This window comes from Streptomyces venezuelae (genome assembly GCF_008642375.1).
Classification (GTDB): Bacteria; Actinomycetota; Actinomycetes; order Streptomycetales; family Streptomycetaceae; genus Streptomyces; species Streptomyces venezuelae_G.
Genome location: NZ_CP029194.1, coordinates 3,883,468 through 3,902,061, shown reverse-complemented (window position 1 = coordinate 3,902,061; position 18,594 = coordinate 3,883,468). Strand labels below are relative to the sequence as shown.

Below are 18,594 nucleotides of genomic sequence, written 5' to 3'. Positions count from 1 at the left end.
AACACGGCCGTCCGTATCTCCGTAACCCAACCGAAGGGGGACCTCCTGTGGAGGCCGTATCCCGCACCGCCCAGTGGACCGCCGCCGCGCGCGCCCTGGAGACCGAGCGCGAGGACCGGCTGTTCGCCGATCCCTACGCGCGGACGGTCGCCGACCAGATCGGCTTCGAACTGCTCGACCGCTACGACGGGGGCGGCATCGTGCCGTTCCTCGCCATCCGCACCACCTACCTCGACCGGGCCATCGTCAAGGCGGTGGAGGAGCGCGGCATCCGCCAGGTCGTCTTCCTCGCCGCCGGCATGGACACCCGCTTCTTCCGGCTCCCCTGGCCCGACGGCGTCACCGTCTACGAGCTGGACCGTCCCGCGCTCCTCGCCGCCAAGGCCGAGATGCTGGCGGACGAGCCGCAGCCCGCGGGCCGCACCCGCGTCACCGTCCCGGTCGACCTGACCCAGGACTGGACCGGCTTCCTGAAGGAGGCCGGCTGGAAGAGCGAGGAGCCCGTCCTCTGGGTCGTCGAGGGCCTGCTGTTCTTCCTGCCCGAGCAGGCCGTACGCGGCCTCATCTCGACGCTCTCCGCGCACTCCGCGCCCGGCTCCGTGCTGCTCGGCGACGTCATCTCCCGGGCCGCCCTGGTCAACCCGCTGGCCCGGACCTTCCTCCAGGCCCTGAAGGACGACGGCAACCCGTGGCTCTTCGGCACCGAGGAGCCCGAGGCGCTGCTCGACGACTGCGGCTGGGCCGTACGCGAGGTCAAGCAGCCCGGTGAGGAAGGCGCCGACTTCGAGCGCTGGCCCTACCAGGTGGCGCCGCGCGCCCTCCCGGGCGTCCCGAGGTCGTTCCTCTTCACGTGCGACACGCCCGGCCACAACGAAGAGGAGGCGGCATGAGCGCCCACGAATTCCACCAGCGGGTCATCACCGACGCCGGCGCGGCCGTCCGCGGTCTGACCGTCGCCATCGGCCAGCGGCTCGGCCTCTACAAGGCCCTGGCCGAGCGGGGCCCCCTCACCGCCGGGCAGCTCGCGGAGACGACCGGAACGAACGAGCGGTACATCGAGGAGTGGCTGCACGCCCAGCTCTCCGCCGGGTACGTCGAGCGGCACCCCAGCTCGCTCACGTACACCCTCCCCGCCGCCCACGTCGAGGTCCTCGCCGACCCGAAGGCCGTCACCTACGCCGCCGGGTTCTTCACCGCCCTCAAGGCGCTGTACGCCACCGAGGACCTGCTCGTCGAGGCGTACCGCACCGGTGACGGCGTCGGCTGGGCCGAGCACGACGCGGCCCTCGACACCGGCATGGGCTCCTTCTTCCAGCCCACGTACGAGCACAAGCTCGTCCCGGACTGGCTGCCCGCCCTCCACCAGGTCACCGACAAGCTCGCCGCCGGCGGCACCGTCGCCGACGTCGGCTGCGGCGTCGGCCACACCACCCTCCTCATCGCCAAGGCGTTCCCGCAGGCCACGGTCCACGGCTTCGACTACTCCGAGGAGGCCGTCTCGATCGCCCGCCAGCTCGCCGAGGAGGCCGGCCTCTCCGACCGTGTTGTCTTCGAGGTCGCCTCGGCCGACGACTACCCGGGCTCCGGCTACGACCTGGTGTGCTTCTTCAACGCCCTGCACGACATGGGCGACCCGGTCGCCGCCGCCCAGCACGTCCACAAGTCCCTGGACGCGGACGGCACCTGGATGCTCGTCGAGTCGAACGTGTCCCCGCAGGACATCGACACGCAGACCCCCGCCGCCCGCATGTTCATGGCCCTGTCGGCCGTGATGTGCCTGCCGGTCGCGGTCGCGCAGCGCGGCCCGCACGCCCTCGGCAACCACTCCGGCGAGAAGGCCTTCCGGGCCATCGCGGAGGAGGCCGGCTTCACCCGCTGGCGGCGCGCCACGGAGACCGCGGTCAACGCGGTGTACGAGGTCCGGCCGTAACCCCCCCTTCGTCAGAGGAGCAACACCATGGGCGTGACCGCCCCCCTGCCCGTCACCGACCGGTTCATGGAGGTCCTGGAGCGGCTCAGCGAGCGCTCCGTGGAGGACTACTACAACCCGTACCAGACCTTCCAGTGGCCCGAGACGCTGGAGGAGAACCGTTTCTGGATGACTCCCGAGCTGCTCACCGTCTACGGCACCGAGCACTACGACACCCTCGGTGAGGAAACGCTTCAGCGCCTGTCGAAGTGGGAGTCCATCAACTTCTACAGCCTGAACGTGCACGGCATCCGCGAACTCCTCATCGAGGTCGTCGGCCGCATCCACATGCCGGGCTTCGAGGTCCCCTCGGACTTCTTCCACCACTTCATCGGTGAGGAGAACGAACACATGTGGTTCTTCTCCGAGTTCTGCCGCCGCTACGGCCACAAGATCTACGGCTCCACCGCGATGCGCGCCGACGCCGCCTGGGAGCCCGAGGTCGAGAACTTCCTGGTCTTCACCCGCATCCTCTTCTTCGAGGAGCTGGTCGACCACTACAACTCCCGGATGGCGAAGGACGACTCCCTCTGCCACACCATCCGCGAGGTCAACCGCATCCACCACCAGGACGAGTCCCGCCACATCGCCTTCGGCCGTGAACTGGTCTCGCTCCTCCACACCCGGATGTGCCAGGCGGTCAGCGCCGAGCGGGTGCGGGAGGTGGAGGCGTACCTCAAGCGGTACGTCGTCTACAGCACCAACTCCCTCTACAACCCGCACGTCTACCGCGACGCCGGCATCCCCGACCCGCTGGCCCTGCGCAACTCGCTGGTCGCCGACGAACGCCGCCGCCCGCACGAGCGCAAGGCCATCCGCAAGCCGCTCGCCTTCTTCCTGAAGACCGGGATCTTCTCCGACGACACCCTGCCCGTCGTCTGAGCGACGCCCTCACCCGAGAGGTGCACTGACCATGACCGTGACGACCCCCGAGACAGTCGGGGACACGAGGGGCCTCCCCTCGCTCGGCCCGGAGGGGACCCGCCTCCTGCGGCTCCTCGACGACACCTTCGAAGGCTGGGGCACGACCGCGGGCGCCCGCCCGATGACGATGCCCCCGCTCCTGCCGGCCGCCGACCTGGCCAAGCTGGACTACTACGACAACTTCCCGCACCAGGCCGTCGTCGCCGCCCCGCTCGACCTGGAGCGCCGCGCGGCCACGCCCTTCTCCGCGGACACCGGCTGCTTCCCGAGCGACGCCCTCGAACCGGCCGCGCTCGGACTGCCCTCGGCGTCCTGCTACGCGGTCTACCTCGACCACCAGGGCACCCGGGTCGCCGACGACACCCTCGTCACGATCTGCTCCTGGTGCTTCCGCAAGGAGACCCATTACGAAGGCATGCGGCGCCAGCTCGGCTTCCGTATGCGCGAGATCGTCGCCATCGGCGCGCGCGAGCACGCCGAGACGCACCTCGCCGACTTCACCACCCGCATCCAGGCCTTCGCGACGGCGCTCGACCTGCCGCTGCGCAAGGAGGCCGCCTGTGACCCCTTCTTCGACAAGGGCAGCTCCAAGGCGGTCCTCCAGCGGCTCACCCCCGTCAAGTACGAGTTCCTGTACGAGGACCTGGCGATCGCCTCGGTCAACACGCACCGGAACTTCTTCGGCGACCGCTGCGACATCACCCTGGAGTCGACCGGCGGACCGGCCTTCACCAGCTGTGTCGCCTTCGGCCTGGAGCGCTGGCTGTCCGCACTGACCCGGCGGCACGGCAGCTGGGAGTCCGCCACCCGGGCGGTGCTCGACGCGAACGCCCGTATGCGGGCCGGTGCGAGCGGCACGGCCGGGCCGGTGATCTGACGTGCCGGCCCGTCCCGCCGCCCCGCCGGCGGGCGGCCTGGGGTGGGCGAACCTCGGCATGGACATCGTGTCCGTCAACCGTGTCCGCAGGCTTCTCGCCGAGTACGGCGAGCGGTTCTTCGAGCGGATGCTCACCCCCGGCGAGCTCGCCGACTGCCGTACCTCCTCCGGGCTCGACGTCCTGAGCCTGTGCGGGCGGATCGCGGCCAAGGAAGCGGCCTTCAAGACCTTACGGGTCAGGGGCAGGTTCCTGCCCTGGCCGGACATCGTCGTACGGCGCTCCGAGGGCGGCTGGCCGCTCGTGGAGCTGCACCGGGCCGCCGCCGAGATGGCCGCCGAGTCCGGGATCACCGAGATCACCGTGTCCATCAGCCACGACGTGGACTACGCGGTGGCGGTGGCCGCCCCGATCATCGCCCCCGCTCCCGCCCCCGCCACACCCATCCAGTAGCAGCTAAAGGAGATCAACCATGGCCGACGGCCTGCAGACGGTGAAGAACTGGATCCTCGACCGTCACCCCGAGCGCGACGACATCGCCTCCGACCTCGACCTGATCGAGAACCGGCTCATCGACTCGCTGTCCTTCGTCGAGTTCGTCTTCCTCCTGGAGCAGGAGAGCGGCACCTCCATCCAGATGGAGACCCTGGAGGTCGAGTCGATCCGCACCCTCGGCGCGATCGAGCAGCACTTCTTCCACGCCCCGGCGCAGGCTCCGGTGGAGGTCCAGGCATGAGCCGCCGCCTCTTCACCTCGGAGTCCGTCACCGAGGGACACCCCGACAAGATCGCCGACCGGATCAGCGACACCATCCTCGACGCGCTGCTCACCGAGGACCCCTCCTCGCGCGTCGCCGTGGAGACCCTGATCACCACCGGTCTCGTGCACATCGCCGGCGAGGTCACCACCACGGCCTACGCGCCGATAGCGAAGCTGGTGCGCGAGGCGATCCTCGACATCGGCTACGACTCCTCCGCGAAGGGCTTCGACGGCGCCTCCTGCGGCGTCTCGGTGTCCATCGGCGCCCAGTCCCCGGACATCGCGCAGGGCGTCGACACGGCGTACGAGTCCCGGGTGGAAGGCACGGGCGACGAACTGGCGGCGCAGGGCGCCGGCGACCAGGGCCTGATGTTCGGCTACGCCTGCGACGACACCGCGGAGCTGATGCCGCTGCCGATCGCGCTGGCCCACCGTCTCTCGCGCCGCCTGACCGAGGTCCGCAAGAACGGCACCGTGCCGTACCTGCGGCCCGACGGCAAGACGCAGGTCACCATCGAGTACGACGGGGACCGCCCGGTCCGCCTCGACACGGTGGTCGTCTCCTCGCAGCACGCCGCCGACATCTCCGTCGAGGGCCTGCTCACCCCGGACGTCCGCGAGTACGTCGTCGAGCACGTCCTCAAGGAGCTCGTCGAGGAGGGCGTCACCCTGGAGTCCGACGGCTACCGGCTCCTGGTCAACCCGACCGGGCGCTTCGAGGTCGGCGGCCCGATGGGCGACGCCGGCCTCACCGGCCGGAAGATCATCATCGACACGTACGGCGGGATGGCCCGCCACGGCGGCGGCGCCTTCTCCGGCAAGGACCCGTCGAAGGTCGACCGGTCCGCGGCGTACGCGATGCGCTGGGTCGCGAAGAACGTCGTCGCGGCCGGACTCGCCCGGCGCTGCGAGGTGCAGGTCGCGTACGCGATCGGCAAGGCCGAGCCGGTCGGTCTCTTCGTGGAGACCTTCGGCACGGGCACCCTGCCGGACGAGCGGATCCAGGAGGCCGTCGGCGAGGTCTTCGACCTCCGCCCGGCCGCGATCATCCGCGACCTGGACCTCAAGCGCCCGATCTACGCGAAGACGGCGGCGTACGGCCACTTCGGCCGCGAGCTCCCCGAGTTCACCTGGGAGCGCACGGACCGCGTGGAGGCCCTGAAGAAGGCAGCGGGGGTCTGACCCATGCGTATCGCTGTCACGGGATCCATCGCGACCGACCATCTGATGACCTTTCCCGGCTGGTTCAGCGAGCAGCTGCTCGCCGACCGGCTGGACCGGGTCTCCCTGTCGTTCCTCGCCGACAACCTGGAGGTCAGGCGCGGCGGAGTGGCAGCGAACATCGCCTTCGGGCTCGGCGTCCTCGGGCTGCGGCCCGCCCTCGTGGGCGCGGTCGGGGCCGACTTCGAGCCGTACCGGGTCTGGCTGAAGGACCACGGCGTGGACACCGACTCGGTGCGCGTCAGCGAGAAGCTCCACACTGCCCGCTTCGTCTGTACCACCGACCGGGCCCAGAACCAGATCGCCACCTTCTACGCGGGGGCGATGGCCGAGGCGCGCGAGATCGACCTGCGGGACGTCGTGGCGCGCACCGGCCGGCTGGAACTGGTCCTGGTCTCCCCGGACGACCCCCAGGCCATGCTCCGGCACACCCGCACCTGCCGTGACCTGGGGATTCCCTTCGCCGCCGATCCGTCGCAGCAGCTGGCGCGGCTGGACGGCGCGGAGGTGCGGGAGCTGGTGGACGGGGCACGTTTCCTCTTCACCAACGAGTACGAGACGGCCCTGCTCCTGGAGAAGTCCGGCTGGAGCGAGGACGAGGTGCTGCGCAGGGTCGGCGCCTGGGTCACGACGCACGGCGAGGCGGGCGTCCGCATCCACGGCGCCGACCGCGACACGCTCGCCGTCCCGGCCGTGCAGACCGCCGGGGTCGTCGACCCGACCGGCGTCGGCGACGCCTTCCGGGCGGGCTTCCTCGCCGGGACGCTGTGGGGCGTGCCCGAGCGGTGCGCGGCGCAGCTGGGCTGCGCGGTCGCGGCGACCGTCCTCGACTACGTGGGGACGCAGGAGTACCGGCTGCACCGGGATTCCCTCCTGGACCGGATCAGGACGACGTACGGAGTGGGCTGCACGGCCACGCTCGTCACGCATCTGAGGGGGCTGACATGAGGCGTTCCCTCCGAGAGGAGCTCGCGACCCGGGTCGTGGTGGCCGACGGGGCGATGGGCACGATGCTCCAGGCAGCCGACCCGACGATGGAGGACTTCCGGCAACTGGAGGGCTGCAACGAGATCCTCAACCTCACGCGCCCCGACATCGTCGCCTCCGTCCACGACGCCTACTTCTCGGTCGGCGTGGACTGCGTCGAGACCAACACCTTCGGGGCGAACCTCGCCGCGCTCGCCGAGTACGGCATCGAGAACCAGGTGTACGAGCTGTCGGAGGCCGGCGCCCGGATCGCCCGTACGACCGCCGACGCGCACACGGCCACGGACGGCCGCCCCCGCTGGGTCCTCGGCTCCATGGGACCCGGTACGAAGCTGCCGACCCTCGGCCACGTCACGTACGAGCCCCTCCGGGACGCCTTCCAGCAGAACGCGGAGGGCCTGATCCGGGGCGGCGCGGACGCCCTCCTCATCGAGACCTCGCAGGACCTGCTCCAGACGAAGGCGGCCGTCATCGGCGCCCGCCGCGCCCTGGACTGGGTCGGCGCGGACCTGCCGGTGATCGTGCAGGTCACGGTGGAGACGACGGGCACGATGCTGCTCGGCTCGGAGATCGGCGCGGCGCTGACCGCGCTCGAACCGCTCGGCATCGACATGATCGGTCTGAACTGCGCCACGGGCCCCGCCGAGATGGCCGAGCACCTGCGGCACCTCTCCCGTCACGCCCGCATCCCGATCTCCGTCATGCCCAACGCGGGCCTGCCCGTCCTCACCTCCGACGGCGCGCACTACCCGCTGTCCCCGGCCGAACTGGCCGACGCCCAGGAGGCGTTCGTACGGGACTACGGCCCGTCCCTGGTCGGCGGCTGCTGCGGTACGACCCCGGAGCACCTGCGGGAGATCGTGGAGCGGGTGCGGGGCGCGGCGGTCCTCGACCGGAGCCCGGCGCCGGAGCCCGGCGCCTCCTCCCTCTACAGCCACGTGCCGTTCCGGCAGGACACGGCGTACCTGGCGATCGGCGAGCGGACGAACGCCAACGGGTCGAAGAAGTTCCGCGAGGCCATGCTGGAGGGCCGCTGGGACGACTGCGTCGAGATGGCGCGGGACCAGATCCGCGAGGGCGCGCACATGCTCGACCTGTGCGTGGACTACGTGGGCCGGGACGGCACGGCGGACATGGCGGAGCTGGCGGGCCGGTTCGCGACGGCCTCCACGCTGCCGATCGTCCTCGACTCGACCGAGATCGGGGTGCTGCGGGCCGGTCTGGAGAAGCTCGGCGGCCGGGCGGTCGTCAACTCGGTGAACTACGAGGACGGTGACGGCCCCGAGTCGCGGTTCGCTCAGGTCACGGCCCTCGCGAAGGAGCACGGCGCGGCGCTGATGGCGCTGACGATCGACGAGGAGGGCCAGGCCCGGACGGTCGACGCGAAGGTGGCGATCGCCGAGCGGCTGATCGACGACCTCACCGGGAACTGGGGGATCAGGGAGTCGGACATCCTGATCGACACCCTCACCTTCACCATCTGCACAGGCCAGGAGGAGTCGCGGGGCGACGGCATCGCGACGATCGAGGCGATCCGCGAGCTGAAGCGGCGCCACCCGGACGTGCAGACGACCCTGGGTCTGTCGAACATCTCCTTCGGCCTCAACCCGGCCGCGCGCATCGTCCTCAACTCGGTCTTCCTCGACGAGTGCGTCAAGGCAGGCCTGGACTCGGCGATCGTGCACGCCTCGAAGATCCTGCCGATCGCCCGCCTGGAGCGGGAGCAGGTGGAGGTGGCGCTCGACCTGATCCACGACCGGCGCCGGGACGGCTACGACCCGCTCCAGCGCTTCCTGGAGATGTTCGAGGGCGCGACGGCGCAGTCGCTCAAGGCCGGCAAGGCGGAGGAGCTCCTCGCGCTGCCGCTCGACGAGCGGCTCAAGCGCCGGATCATCGACGGCGAGAAGAACGGCCTGGAGGCGGACCTCGACGAGGCCCTCGCGCTCCGCCCTGCGCTGGAGATCGTCAACGAGATCCTCCTCGACGGCATGAAGACGGTCGGCGAGCTCTTCGGCTCGGGCCAGATGCAGCTGCCGTTCGTGCTCCAGTCCGCCGAGGTCATGAAGACGGCGGTGGCGTACCTGGAGCCGCACATGGAGAAGTCGGACGCTGAGGGGAAGGGCACCATCGTCCTCGCGACCGTCCGAGGCGACGTCCACGACATCGGCAAGAACCTCGTCGACATCATCCTCTCCAACAACGGCTACAACGTCGTCAACATCGGCATCAAGCAGCCCGTCTCCGCGATCCTGGAAGCCGCCGAGGAGCACCGGGCCGACGTCATCGGCATGTCCGGCCTGCTGGTGAAATCCACGGTCATCATGAAGGAGAACCTCCAGGAGCTGAACGGCCGCGGCCTCGCCGCCACCTACCCCGTGATCCTCGGTGGCGCGGCCCTGACCAGGGCCTACGTCGAGCAGGACCTCCACGAGCTGTACGAGGGCGAGGTGCGGTACGCCCGCGACGCCTTCGAGGGCCTGCGCCTCATGGACGCGCTCATGGGCGTGAAGCGCGGTGTCCCCGGAGCAGTACTCCCGCCGCTCAAACAGCGCCGGGTGCCGAAACGTACGGCGCCCGTGACGGAGGTACGGGAGCCCGAGCCGGCCGGCCGCTCCGACGTCGCCGCCGACAACCCCGTGCCCGAGCCCCCCTTCCTCGGGACCAGGGTCGTCACGGGCATCCCCCTCGCCGAGTACGCCCCCTGGCTCGACGAGACGGCCCTCTTCAAGGGCCAGTGGGGCCTGAAGGACGCCGGGACGATCGAGACGGAGGGCCGGCCGAGACTGCGGGCGCTCCTCGACCGGATCGAGCGCGAGGGCCTCGTCGAAGCAGCCGTCGTCCACGGCTGGTTCCCCTGTGTGTCCAAGGGCGACGACCTGATCGTCCTGGACGAGGACGGAGGCGAGCGGACCCGCTTCTCCTTCCCCCGCCAGCAGCGGGGCCGCCGCCTCTGCCTGGCCGACTTCCACCGCGCCGAGGACTCCGGCGAGGTCGACGCGGTCGCCCTCCAGGTCGTCACCGTCGGCTCCCGCATCGGCGAGGAGACGGCCCGGCTCTTCGCCGCCGACCGCTACCGCGAATACCTCGAACTCCACGGCCTCTCCGTCCAGCTGGCGGAGGCCCTCGCCGAGTACTGGCACGCGAGGGTACGCGCCGACTGGGGCATCGGCGCCGCCGACCCCAGCGGCCTGGACGGCATGCTCCGCACCGAGTACCAGGGCTGCCGGTACTCGCTCGGCTACCCGGCCTGCCCGGACCTGGAGGACCGGGCGAAGATCGCCGCGCTCCTGCGCCCCGAGCGGATCGGGGTCGAGCTGTCGGAGGAGTACCAGCTGCACCCCGAGCAGTCGACGGACGCGATCGTCGTCCACCACCCGGAGGCGAGCTACTTCAACGCGGGAGGGCGGCGATGAGTGCGACGTGCGTGAACCCCACCTTCTCGTTCGAGTTCTTCCCGCCGAAGACGGACAAGGGCGAACGGACCCTGTGGGACGCGATCCGCCGGGTCGAGGCCCTGTCGCCGGACTTCGTCTCGGTCACGTACGGCGCGGGCGGCTCGTCCCGCGACCGGACCATCGAGGTCACGAAGCGGATCGCGGCCGAGACGACCCTGCGGCCGGTCGCGCACCTGACGGCCGTCGGGCACTCGGTCGCCGAACTGCGGGCGATCATCGGTGCGTACGCGGACGCGGGCGTGCGGGACGTGCTCGTGCTGCGCGGGGACCCGCCGGGTGATCCGCGCGGCGCGTGGACACCGCACCCGCAGGGCTTCACGTACGCGTACGAACTGGTGGAGCTGGTCCGCTCGTTGGGCGACTTCCGGATCGGGGTGGCCGCCTTTCCCGAGGGCCACCCGAGGTCGGCGGGTCCGGCCGACGACCTGGCGCACTTCGTCGCCAAGTGCCGGGCGGGCGCGGACTACGCCATCACGCAGATGTTCTTCGACCCGGAGGACTACCTGCGGCTGCGGGACCGGGTGGCGGCCGCAGGCTGTGACACCCCGATCATCCCGGAGATCATGCCGGCGACGGACGTACGCCAGATCCGGCGCTTCGCCGAGCTGAGCGACGCCGCGTTCCCCGAGGACCTGGCGCACCGCCTGGAGGCGGCGAAGGACGACCCGGCGTCGGCGTACCGCATCGGCGTCGAGCACGCGACCGCGATGGGTCTGCGGCTGCTCGACGAGGGCGCGCCGGGCCTGCACTACATCACGCTGAACAAGTCGACGGCCGCCCTGGAAATCCACCGAACCGTCCTGAGCGCAAGGAGAGTTGCCGCACATGTCTGACGCATTCGACTTCAACGACTTCCACGACTACAAGGTCGCCGACATCTCGCTCGCCGCCTTCGGCCGCAAGGAGATCACCCTCGCCGAGCACGAGATGCCCGGCCTGATGGCGATCCGCCGCGAGTACGCGGAGGCACAGCCGCTGGCGGGGGCGCGGATCACCGGCTCGCTCCACATGACCGTGCAGACCGCGGTCCTCATCGAGACGCTCGTCGCGCTCGGTGCCGAGGTGCGCTGGGTGTCCTGCAACATCTACTCCACGCAGGACCACGCGGCCGCCGCGGTCGCCGCCGCCGGGATCCCGGTCTTCGCCTGGAAGGGCGAGACCCTGGAGGAGTACTGGTGGTGCACGGAGCAGGCGCTGACCTGGCCCGGCGCCGACGGCCCCAACATGATCCTCGACGACGGCGGTGACGCCACCGTCCTCGTCCACAAGGGTGTGGAGTACCAGAAGGCCGGCGAGGTCCCGGACCCGTCGACCGCCGAGAACGACGAGCACCGCGTCATCCTGGAGCTCCTGCGGAGCACCACCCTGGACTGGGGCACGATCGCGGCGGGGATCCGGGGCGTGACGGAGGAGACGACGACGGGCGTCCACCGCCTGTACGAGATGCACCGCGAGGGCGCGCTGCTCTTCCCGGCGATCAATGTGAACGACGCCGTGACGAAGTCGAAGTTCGACAACAAGTACGGCTGCCGCCACTCCCTCATCGACGGCATCAACCGCGCCACCGACGTCCTCATCGGCGGCAAGACCGCCGTCGTCTGCGGCTACGGCGACGTCGGCAAGGGCAGCGCCGAGTCGCTCCGCGGCCAGGGCGCGCGCGTCATCGTCACCGAGATCGACCCGATCTGCGCGCTCCAGGCGGCCATGGACGGCTACCAGGTGGCGACGCTGGAGGACGTGGTGGAGACGGCGGACATCTTCATCACCACGACCGGCAACAAGGACATCATCATGGCGTCCGACATCGCCCGCATGAAGCACCAGGCGATCGTCGGGAACATCGGCCACTTCGACAACGAGATCGACATGGCCGGCCTGGCGCGGATCCCCGGGATCGTGAAGGACGAGGTGAAGCCGCAGGTCCACACGTGGACGTTCGAGGACGGCAAGGTCGTCATCGTCCTCTCGGAAGGCCGCCTCCTCAACCTCGGCAACGCGACGGGCCACCCCTCCTTCGTGATGTCGAACTCCTTCGCGGACCAGACGCTCGCCCAGATCGAGCTCTTCACGAAGCCGGAGGAGTACCCGGTGGACGTCTACACGCTCCCGAAGCACCTGGACGAGAAGGTGGCGCGCCTGCACCTGGACGCCCTGGGCGTACGCCTCACGACCCTCCGCCCCGAGCAGGCGTCGTACATCGGGGTCCCGGTGGAGGGCCCGTACAAGCCGGACCACTACCGCTACTGATGATGTGTACGAACGATGACGGGCGCGACCCGTGGCTTCCCGACCGGCTCCTCCGCACGGAGCGGGACCTGCTGATGCCGCTGCTCCGCCGGACACCGGAGGAGGCGTACGAGCTCCGGACGGCGTGCCCCGGGTGGACGGCGAGGCAGGTCCTGGCCCACTGCGGGGCGGCCCTCGTCAGGATCGTCGAGGACCGTCTGGAGGAGGGCGTGTTCCTGCCGGAGGCGAACGCGTGCGACGTGGCCGAGCGTGAGGGCTGGCCGCTGGGCCGGATCCTCGACGAACTGGAACGCGGCCTGACCGAGGCCGGGCCGGTCATCGCCGAGCGCGAGGACGGCCGGCTCGACGCGGTCGCGCTCGGCGAGTGGGTCCACGCCGGAGACGTACGGGAGGCCTTCGGCGAACCCGGCGCGTACTGCGGCGAGAGCCTGGACCTCGCCCTCCCGCTCCTCTCGGTGACGAGCCGCCGGCGGGAGACCCCGCGCCTGGTGGGCGTCCTCGCGGACCGCGAGGACCGCCCGGTGGCGCTCGGCAACGCGATCGAGGGCCGCCCGGAGGCCCGCTTCCACGGCGACGCGGCGACCCTGATCCGCATCTACGCGGGCCGCCCCCTGGTCCGCACCCGCTACGAACTCACCGGCGCGACGGAACACGAATTGCTCATCTACCGCTAGAGCTCGCGCGCTGAAGGGCGCGGGCGCGGGGACGCCAGCCCAGCCCGTGCGTGCCCCGCTCTCCGCCCCGTGCACGCCCGTGCCCCGCCCCCTGCGTGTCCTCCGCCCCGCTCACCTCCGTGTGCCCACCCGCACCACCACGGCGGCGCGGCTCCCGGTGCGGGTCCAGGCGCGGAAGCCTAGGCCCGGAAAGGGGCGCCGTCCGTTGTGCCCACCCTCCCCCAGAGGGGGGACCCCCAGCCCCGGCGGAACGCATGCCCACAACGGGGGGCGACGGGGCGCATGCCCACAACGAGACGGCGGGCGGCACCCTGCGCGGAACCGGCGCGCCTGCAGACGAAGGGAACCCCATGCCCAGCACGCTCGACCGGCTCCTGCACGCCCAGGCGGCGACCCGCCCCGACGCCACAGCCGTCGTCTTCGACGACGAGACGCTCACCTTCCGCGAGCTGGCGGAAGGCGCCGGTGTCCTCGCCGCCCACCTCCGCACCCTCGGCGTCACCGCCGACACCCGCGTGGGCGTCCACGTCGACCCGTCACTCGAACTGGTGATCGGCGCCTGGGGTGTCGTCTGCTCCGGTGCCGCCTACGTCCCGCTCTCCCCGGAGTACCCCGAGGAGCGCCTCCGCTACATGATCGAGGACAGCGGCGCCCGCATCGTCTTCACGCAGGAGCGCTTCAGCGCCCGCGTCGCGGAGCTCGCCCCGCCCGGCACGACCGTCGTCACGCTCAAGGACGCCGTCCGGCACGCCTGGTGCGCGGCGGGCGAGGCGCCTCCGGCGTACGACGAGGTCGACGACCACGACCTCGCCTACGTCATCTACACCTCCGGCTCCACCGGCCGGCCCAAGGGCGTCATGATCGAGCACCGCTCGATCGTCGCCCAGATGCGCTGGATGGCCGCCGAGCACCGACTCGGCCCGGGGGAGACCGTCTTGCAGAAGACCCCGATGAGCTTCGACGCCGCCCAGTGGGAGATCCTCGCCCCCGCCGTCGGCGCCCGCGTCGCCGTCGGTCCGCCCGGTGTCTACCGCGACCCCGAGGCCCTGATCGACGCCGTCCGCGCGCACGGCGCGACCATGCTCCAGGGCGTGCCCACGCTCCTCCAGGCCCTGGTCGACACGGAGCGCCTCGCCACCTGCTCGACGCTCCGCCGCGTCTACTCCGGCGGCGAGATCCTCTCCCGCAACCTGGCCGCGCAGCTCCTCGCCGAGCTCCCGGACGCGGAGCTGATCAACCTCTACGGCCCCACCGAGTGCACGATCAACGCCTCCTCGCACACCGTGGACCGTGCCGCCCTCACGGCCGAGGGCGCGCCCGCCGCGATACCCATCGGCAGACCGGCGTACGACACGACCTTCCACATACGCGACGGCGAGCTGTGCATCGGCGGGATCCAGGTGGCGCGGGGGTACCTGGACCGACCCGAGCTCACGGCGGAACGGTTCATCACCACGGACACCGGCGAGCGCCTCTACCGCACCGGGGACCTGGCCCACCGGAACGACGACGGCACCGTCCAGTTCGCCGGCCGCGCCGACAACCAGATCAAGCTGCGCGGCTTCCGCGTCGAGCTGGACGAGATCGCCCTCGCGATCGAGAACCACGACTGGGTGAGGAACGCGGCGGTCATCGTCAAGAACGAGCCCCGCACCGGCTTCCAGAACCTCGTCGCCTGCGTCGAGCTCTCCCCGAAGGAAGCCGCCCTGATGGACCAGGGAAACCACGGCGCCCACCACCAGTCCAAGGAGTCCAAGCTCCAGGTCAAGGCCCAGCTCTCGAACGCCGGCACCCGCGACGACGCCGACCTGGCCGGCCGCCCGGCCGTCGCCCTCCCGGGCCGCACCCCGACCGCCCGCATGCGCCGCACGGTCTTCGCCCGCAAGACGTACCGCTTCTACGAGGGCGGCGAGGTCACCCGCGCCGATGTCCTCACGGCCCTGGCCCGTCGCCCGGAGGGCATCGGCTCCCGCGCGGTCGGCAGCCTGACCGCGGCGGACCTGGGTGAACTCCTGCGCTGGTTCGGCCAGTTCACGAGTGAGGAGCGCCTGCTCCCGAAGTACGGCTACGCCTCGCCGGGCGCGCTGTACGCCACCCAGCTGTACGTGGAGGCGCGCGGCGTCGCGGGTCTGGACCCGGGCACGTACTACTACCACCCGGTGCGCCACCAGCTGTACCTGACGGGCGAGCTCCCGGCCTCCGGCGGCCCCGTGCTCCGCTTCTCCTTCCAGGGGAAGCGCTCCGCCGTGGAGCCGGTCTACAGGAACAACATCCAGGAGGTCCTGGAGATCGAGACGGGCCACATGGTGGGCCTTTTCGAGGAGATCCTGCCGGGCTACGGCCTCGGCATACGCCCGAGCGGGGACGGCACGTTCGAGGTGGTGCCGTACGACGCGGAGGCCCCGGACCGGGACCCGGAGGTGGACGTCTACGTCCAGTCGCACCCGGACGGCGTCGCGGACCTCCCGCCGGCCCAATACGCCTACGAGAACGGCGACTTGACGCCACTGTCCCCCTCCCTCGTCGAGAAGAAGCACGTGATCGCCATCAATCAGGCGGTCTACGAGAGGGCCTCGCTCGGCATCACGGTGATCAGCCGGACGCGGGACGCGGCGCGCGCGTACATCGACCTGGGCCGGGCGCTCCAGCGTCTCCAGCTCGGCGACCACGGCCTCGGGTTCATGTCCTCCGGCTACAGCTCGAAGTCGGGCCATCCGCTCCCCGCGGCCCGCCGCATCGACGAGATCCTCGCCGGGGCGGGCAGGCCGACGGGCCCGTCGTACTTCTTCGTCGGGGGCCGGGTCGGCGAGGCGCAGCGGCTCAGCGAGGGCATGTACGAGGACACCGTCCACATGAAGGGCCCGGCGGAGATGATCCGCGACGACCTCGTCCACCACCTGCCGGACTACATGATCCCCAACCGGGTCGTCGTCCTGGACCGGCTGCCGCTCTCCGCGAACGGCAAGGTGGACGCGAAGGCGCTCGGCGAACTGGCCGTGGTCAGCGCCGGCCTGCACGGCCGCCCGCACGTCGCGCCGAGGACACGCACGGAGAGCAGGCTGACGGAGATCTGGGCGGCGGCGCTCAGGCACGAGGACGTCGAGGCGGTCTCCGTCCTCGACGACTTCTTCGAGTCGGGCGGCAACTCGCTCATCGCCGTCGCCCTGATCACCCGCGTCAACCGCGAGTTCGGCGCCGGGCTCCCGCTCCAGGTCCTCTTCGAGTGCCCGACGATCGAGAAGCTCGCCCACCGGGTGGACGGCGCCGCCGCGACCCCGGCCTCCCGGCTCGTACGCCTGCACGCGGCCGGCGCCCAGTCGCCCGTCTACTGCTGGCCGGGCCTCGGCGGCTACACGATGAACCTGCGGCACCTGGCCGAGGAGATCGGCATCGACCGCCCGTTCTACGGGGTGCAGGCGTACGGCATCAACCGGGGCGAGGAGCCGTACACCACGATCCGCGAGATGGCGGCGGCCGACGTCGCCGCGATCCGCCGCCGTCAGCCCAAGGGCCCCTACACGCTGTGGGGTTACTCCTTCGGTGCCCGGGTGGCCTTCGAGTCGGCGCACCTGCTGGAAGCGGCCGGAGAGCAGGTGGAGAATCTCTTCCTCATCGCCCCCGGCTCCCCGAAGGTCCGCTCCTCGGAGACGGGCGGCGCGTCGTACGACAACCCGGCCTTCGTCACGATCCTCTACTCGGTCTTCGCCGGCGAGATCGACCCGACGGCGACGGCGGAGGCGCACGACCGCGACTCCTTCGTCGCCCTGGTCGCGGACCGGATCCCGGCCCTGGACCCGGACCTGATCAGGCGGATCGTCGCGATCGTCGAGGAGACCTTCGAGTTCACGTACACCTTCAAGGAGCTCACGGAACGCCAAGTGGCCTGCCCGGTGACCCTCTTCAAGGCGGAGGGCGACGACTACTCCTTCCTGGAGGGCGCGGACGGCTGGTCGACGCACCCGCCGACGCTGGTGGAGCTCGACGCGGACCACTACAGCCTTCTGCGCCGGCCCGACCTGAAGGAACTCGCCAAGAAGATCCGCTACCGACTGGGGGTGTAGCGGCGCAGACTGTCGCGAGGCGGCGAGGCGGCGAGGCGGCCAGGACCGTGGCCCTCGGCGCCATCTGCGCAAACACCCGCTCGGCCCCGGCGCACGGCATACGCCCGACGTGTGCGGGCGGACCGCCGGCCTGCTCGCCCCGATGGGGGCTTGAACATGTTCAAAATCCGTGCCAGGGTGCGGGCGCGGGTTCCTGAGCCCATCGGTCGCACACGCGGCCTGCGGAATCCGCTAGGGGTGGAGTGTGTTGCGTCGCTGTAGTACTGCGCTGGTTCCGGCCGCCATGGCTTTCGCCCTGGCGGCCTGCGGCAGGTTCACCGTCATGCCGCCGCCCGACGGCGAGCCGGTCGTTCTGAAGCCGGCCGAACTTGCGACCACGTGGACCGATGACGACGGCGGTACCATCACGCTGAAGCGGGACGGGACGTTCGCCGCCGACAAAGTCTGCGTCGCCGTCGAGTGGTACGACGGTTTGACCTGGTCCGGAACGGGGACCTGGAAGCACAACTCCTACGAGAAGCAGAGCATCGTCGCTGTCACCTTCGACGACGCTCACCCCGTGGGGTTCGACATCGCCGACCCCACGGCGTACGAGCGGAAGCCCGACTCCTACGCCGCCCTGAGGCAAGGCGAGGTCCTGATGCTCTGGACCGCCGTCGGCGACCCGGACGACGACTACCCGCACTGCGAGCTGACCAGCACTGCGAGCTGACCAGCACTGCGAGCTGACCAGCACTGCGAGCTGACCAGCACTGCGAGCTGACCAGCCCGGCGAGCTGACCCGGCGGGCGACTCGGCCCGGATCGGCGACCGATCCGAACCTCATCGACGCCAGGGCCCCTGCCGCACGCAGCGGTCAGCGGTCAGCGTTCGTGACGGCGGCGCTTGCGGTTCGGGCGGTGGGGGCGGGCGAGGGTGTCGAGGGCGCCGATGGCCGCGCGGACGTGCGCCGGTTCGTGGGGGGATCTCCTGCCCGCGCACCACCAGCCGACGTGCCCGTCCTCCTCGCGCAGATGCATGCCGATGGCGTGCTCGCCGCACACGGGCCAGGCCTGCCAGAGGAGTTCGGAGACGGTCTCCTGTGCGGCATCGGCGACGGCGGCCAAGGCGTGGGCGGGCGAGTCGGCCGAACTCGGCTCCAGACAGTTGCCCTGCCACTCGCCGTTGGCCATGGCCACGTAGACGTCCTCGGCCCTTCCCTCGTCCCACGAGGGAAGCGCAAGCAGTCGCAGCGGCTCCACGTCCGGCAGGGTCGCCGCGAGGTCCCGGTTGACCAGGGCGAGCGCCTCCTCCAACAGCGGGTACTCGCCGGGCAGGACCCGGCGGGGGCCGGGGGAGTCGAAGATGCCGCTCATGGGGCCATCCTGCCTCATCGCCCGGCCACGTGAGGAGCCTGCGGCGGACGGCGGTCGTACTGTCGGT

Annotated in this window: 15 protein-coding genes; 14 read left to right on the top strand and 1 reads right to left on the bottom strand. The window is 71.0% G+C overall.

Annotated features, from left to right (window positions below):
- The first annotated feature begins 47 nt into the window (after positions 1-47).
- From DEJ46_RS17655 to DEJ46_RS17590, 14 genes are all read left to right on the top strand, one after another.
- Positions 48-890, top strand: coding sequence for a class I SAM-dependent methyltransferase (locus DEJ46_RS17655; RefSeq protein WP_150267619.1), 843 nt, complete (start codon positions 48-50; stop codon positions 888-890).
- The gene (locus DEJ46_RS17650; protein ID WP_150267618.1) at positions 887-1,930 is read left to right on the top strand and encodes a class I SAM-dependent methyltransferase; all 1,044 of its coding nucleotides are present in this window, start codon (positions 887-889) and stop codon (positions 1,928-1,930) included. Before DEJ46_RS17655 ends, DEJ46_RS17650 begins: the two co-directional genes overlap by 4 nt.
- 27 nt (positions 1,931-1,957) lie before the next feature.
- On the top strand, positions 1,958-2,851 hold the full coding sequence (locus DEJ46_RS17645) for a diiron oxygenase (protein ID WP_150267616.1): 894 nt from the start codon (positions 1,958-1,960) through the stop codon (positions 2,849-2,851).
- A gap of 31 nt (positions 2,852-2,882) precedes the next feature.
- Positions 2,883-3,770 (top strand): hypothetical protein, encoded by an 888-nt coding sequence (locus DEJ46_RS17640; RefSeq protein ID WP_150267615.1) that lies wholly within the window; start codon positions 2,883-2,885, stop codon positions 3,768-3,770.
- A gap of 1 nt (position 3,771) precedes the next feature.
- Positions 3,772-4,221 carry a holo-ACP synthase gene (gene acpS, locus DEJ46_RS17635; RefSeq protein ID WP_150267614.1) on the top strand — a complete coding sequence of 150 codons (450 nt, stop codon included), beginning with the start codon at positions 3,772-3,774 and terminating at the stop codon, positions 4,219-4,221.
- Positions 4,222-4,240: 19 nt separating this feature from the next.
- Entirely contained in the window at positions 4,241-4,504 is a 264-nt protein-coding gene (locus DEJ46_RS17630; RefSeq protein ID WP_150267612.1) for an acyl carrier protein, read from the top strand.
- Positions 4,501-5,709, top strand: coding sequence for a methionine adenosyltransferase (metK, locus tag DEJ46_RS17625; RefSeq protein ID WP_150267610.1), 1,209 nt, complete (start codon positions 4,501-4,503; stop codon positions 5,707-5,709). The genes DEJ46_RS17630 and metK overlap by 4 nt, the downstream gene beginning before the upstream one ends.
- Before the next feature lie 3 nt (positions 5,710-5,712).
- Entirely contained in the window at positions 5,713-6,696 is a 984-nt protein-coding gene (locus DEJ46_RS17620) for a carbohydrate kinase family protein (RefSeq protein WP_150267608.1), read from the top strand.
- Entirely contained in the window at positions 6,693-10,148 is a 3,456-nt protein-coding gene (gene metH / locus DEJ46_RS17615; protein WP_150267606.1) for a methionine synthase, read from the top strand. Before DEJ46_RS17620 ends, metH begins: the two co-directional genes overlap by 4 nt.
- Positions 10,145-11,023: a methylenetetrahydrofolate reductase [NAD(P)H] gene (metF, locus tag DEJ46_RS17610; protein WP_150267605.1), complete on the top strand. Its 879-nt coding sequence runs from the start codon at positions 10,145-10,147 to the stop codon at positions 11,021-11,023. Before metH ends, metF begins: the two co-directional genes overlap by 4 nt.
- Complete coding sequence (ahcY, locus tag DEJ46_RS17605) at positions 11,016-12,437, top strand: adenosylhomocysteinase (RefSeq protein WP_150267603.1); 1,422 nt, start codon at positions 11,016-11,018, stop codon at positions 12,435-12,437. Before metF ends, ahcY begins: the two co-directional genes overlap by 8 nt.
- A 2-nt stretch (positions 12,438-12,439) precedes the next feature.
- Entirely contained in the window at positions 12,440-13,111 is a 672-nt protein-coding gene (locus DEJ46_RS17600; protein ID WP_150267601.1) for a maleylpyruvate isomerase family mycothiol-dependent enzyme, read from the top strand.
- A gap of 350 nt (positions 13,112-13,461) precedes the next feature.
- Positions 13,462-17,172, top strand: a complete 3,711-nt coding sequence (locus DEJ46_RS17595) for an amino acid adenylation domain-containing protein (protein ID WP_150267599.1) — start codon at positions 13,462-13,464, stop codon at positions 17,170-17,172.
- A 322-nt stretch (positions 17,173-17,494) separates the two neighbouring features.
- Positions 17,495-17,884, top strand: coding sequence for a hypothetical protein (locus tag DEJ46_RS17590; RefSeq protein WP_150267597.1), 390 nt, complete (start codon positions 17,495-17,497; stop codon positions 17,882-17,884).
- A gap of 151 nt (positions 17,885-18,035) precedes the next feature.
- On the opposite strand, the gene DEJ46_RS17585 is transcribed toward DEJ46_RS17590, so the two are convergent.
- Complete coding sequence (locus DEJ46_RS17585) at positions 18,036-18,527, bottom strand: hypothetical protein (RefSeq protein ID WP_150267595.1); 492 nt, start codon at positions 18,525-18,527, stop codon at positions 18,036-18,038.
- Positions 18,528-18,594 lie beyond the last annotated feature (67 nt).

Excerpts from the sequence above, each read along its gene's own strand:
- DEJ46_RS17650 (WP_150267618.1), top strand. The coding sequence starts at position 887 with ATGAGCGCCCACGAATTCCACCAGCGGGTCATCACCGACGCCGGCGCG.
- DEJ46_RS17645 (WP_150267616.1), top strand. The coding sequence starts at position 1,958 with ATGGGCGTGACCGCCCCCCTGCCCGTCACCGACCGGTTCATGGAGGTC.
- DEJ46_RS17640 (WP_150267615.1), top strand. The coding sequence starts at position 2,883 with ATGACCGTGACGACCCCCGAGACAGTCGGGGACACGAGGGGCCTCCCC.
- DEJ46_RS17630 (WP_150267612.1), top strand. The coding sequence starts at position 4,241 with ATGGCCGACGGCCTGCAGACGGTGAAGAACTGGATCCTCGACCGTCAC.
- metK (WP_150267610.1), top strand. The coding sequence starts at position 4,501 with ATGAGCCGCCGCCTCTTCACCTCGGAGTCCGTCACCGAGGGACACCCC.
- DEJ46_RS17620 (WP_150267608.1), top strand. The coding sequence starts at position 5,713 with ATGCGTATCGCTGTCACGGGATCCATCGCGACCGACCATCTGATGACC.
- metH (WP_150267606.1), top strand. The coding sequence starts at position 6,693 with ATGAGGCGTTCCCTCCGAGAGGAGCTCGCGACCCGGGTCGTGGTGGCC.
- metF (WP_150267605.1), top strand. The coding sequence starts at position 10,145 with ATGAGTGCGACGTGCGTGAACCCCACCTTCTCGTTCGAGTTCTTCCCG.
- ahcY (WP_150267603.1), top strand. The coding sequence starts at position 11,016 with ATGTCTGACGCATTCGACTTCAACGACTTCCACGACTACAAGGTCGCC.
- DEJ46_RS17600 (WP_150267601.1), top strand. The coding sequence starts at position 12,440 with ATGTGTACGAACGATGACGGGCGCGACCCGTGGCTTCCCGACCGGCTC.
- DEJ46_RS17595 (WP_150267599.1), top strand. The coding sequence starts at position 13,462 with ATGCCCAGCACGCTCGACCGGCTCCTGCACGCCCAGGCGGCGACCCGC.
- DEJ46_RS17590 (WP_150267597.1), top strand. The coding sequence starts at position 17,495 with ATGCCGCCGCCCGACGGCGAGCCGGTCGTTCTGAAGCCGGCCGAACTT.
- DEJ46_RS17585 (WP_150267595.1), bottom strand. The coding sequence starts at position 18,527 with ATGAGCGGCATCTTCGACTCCCCCGGCCCCCGCCGGGTCCTGCCCGGC.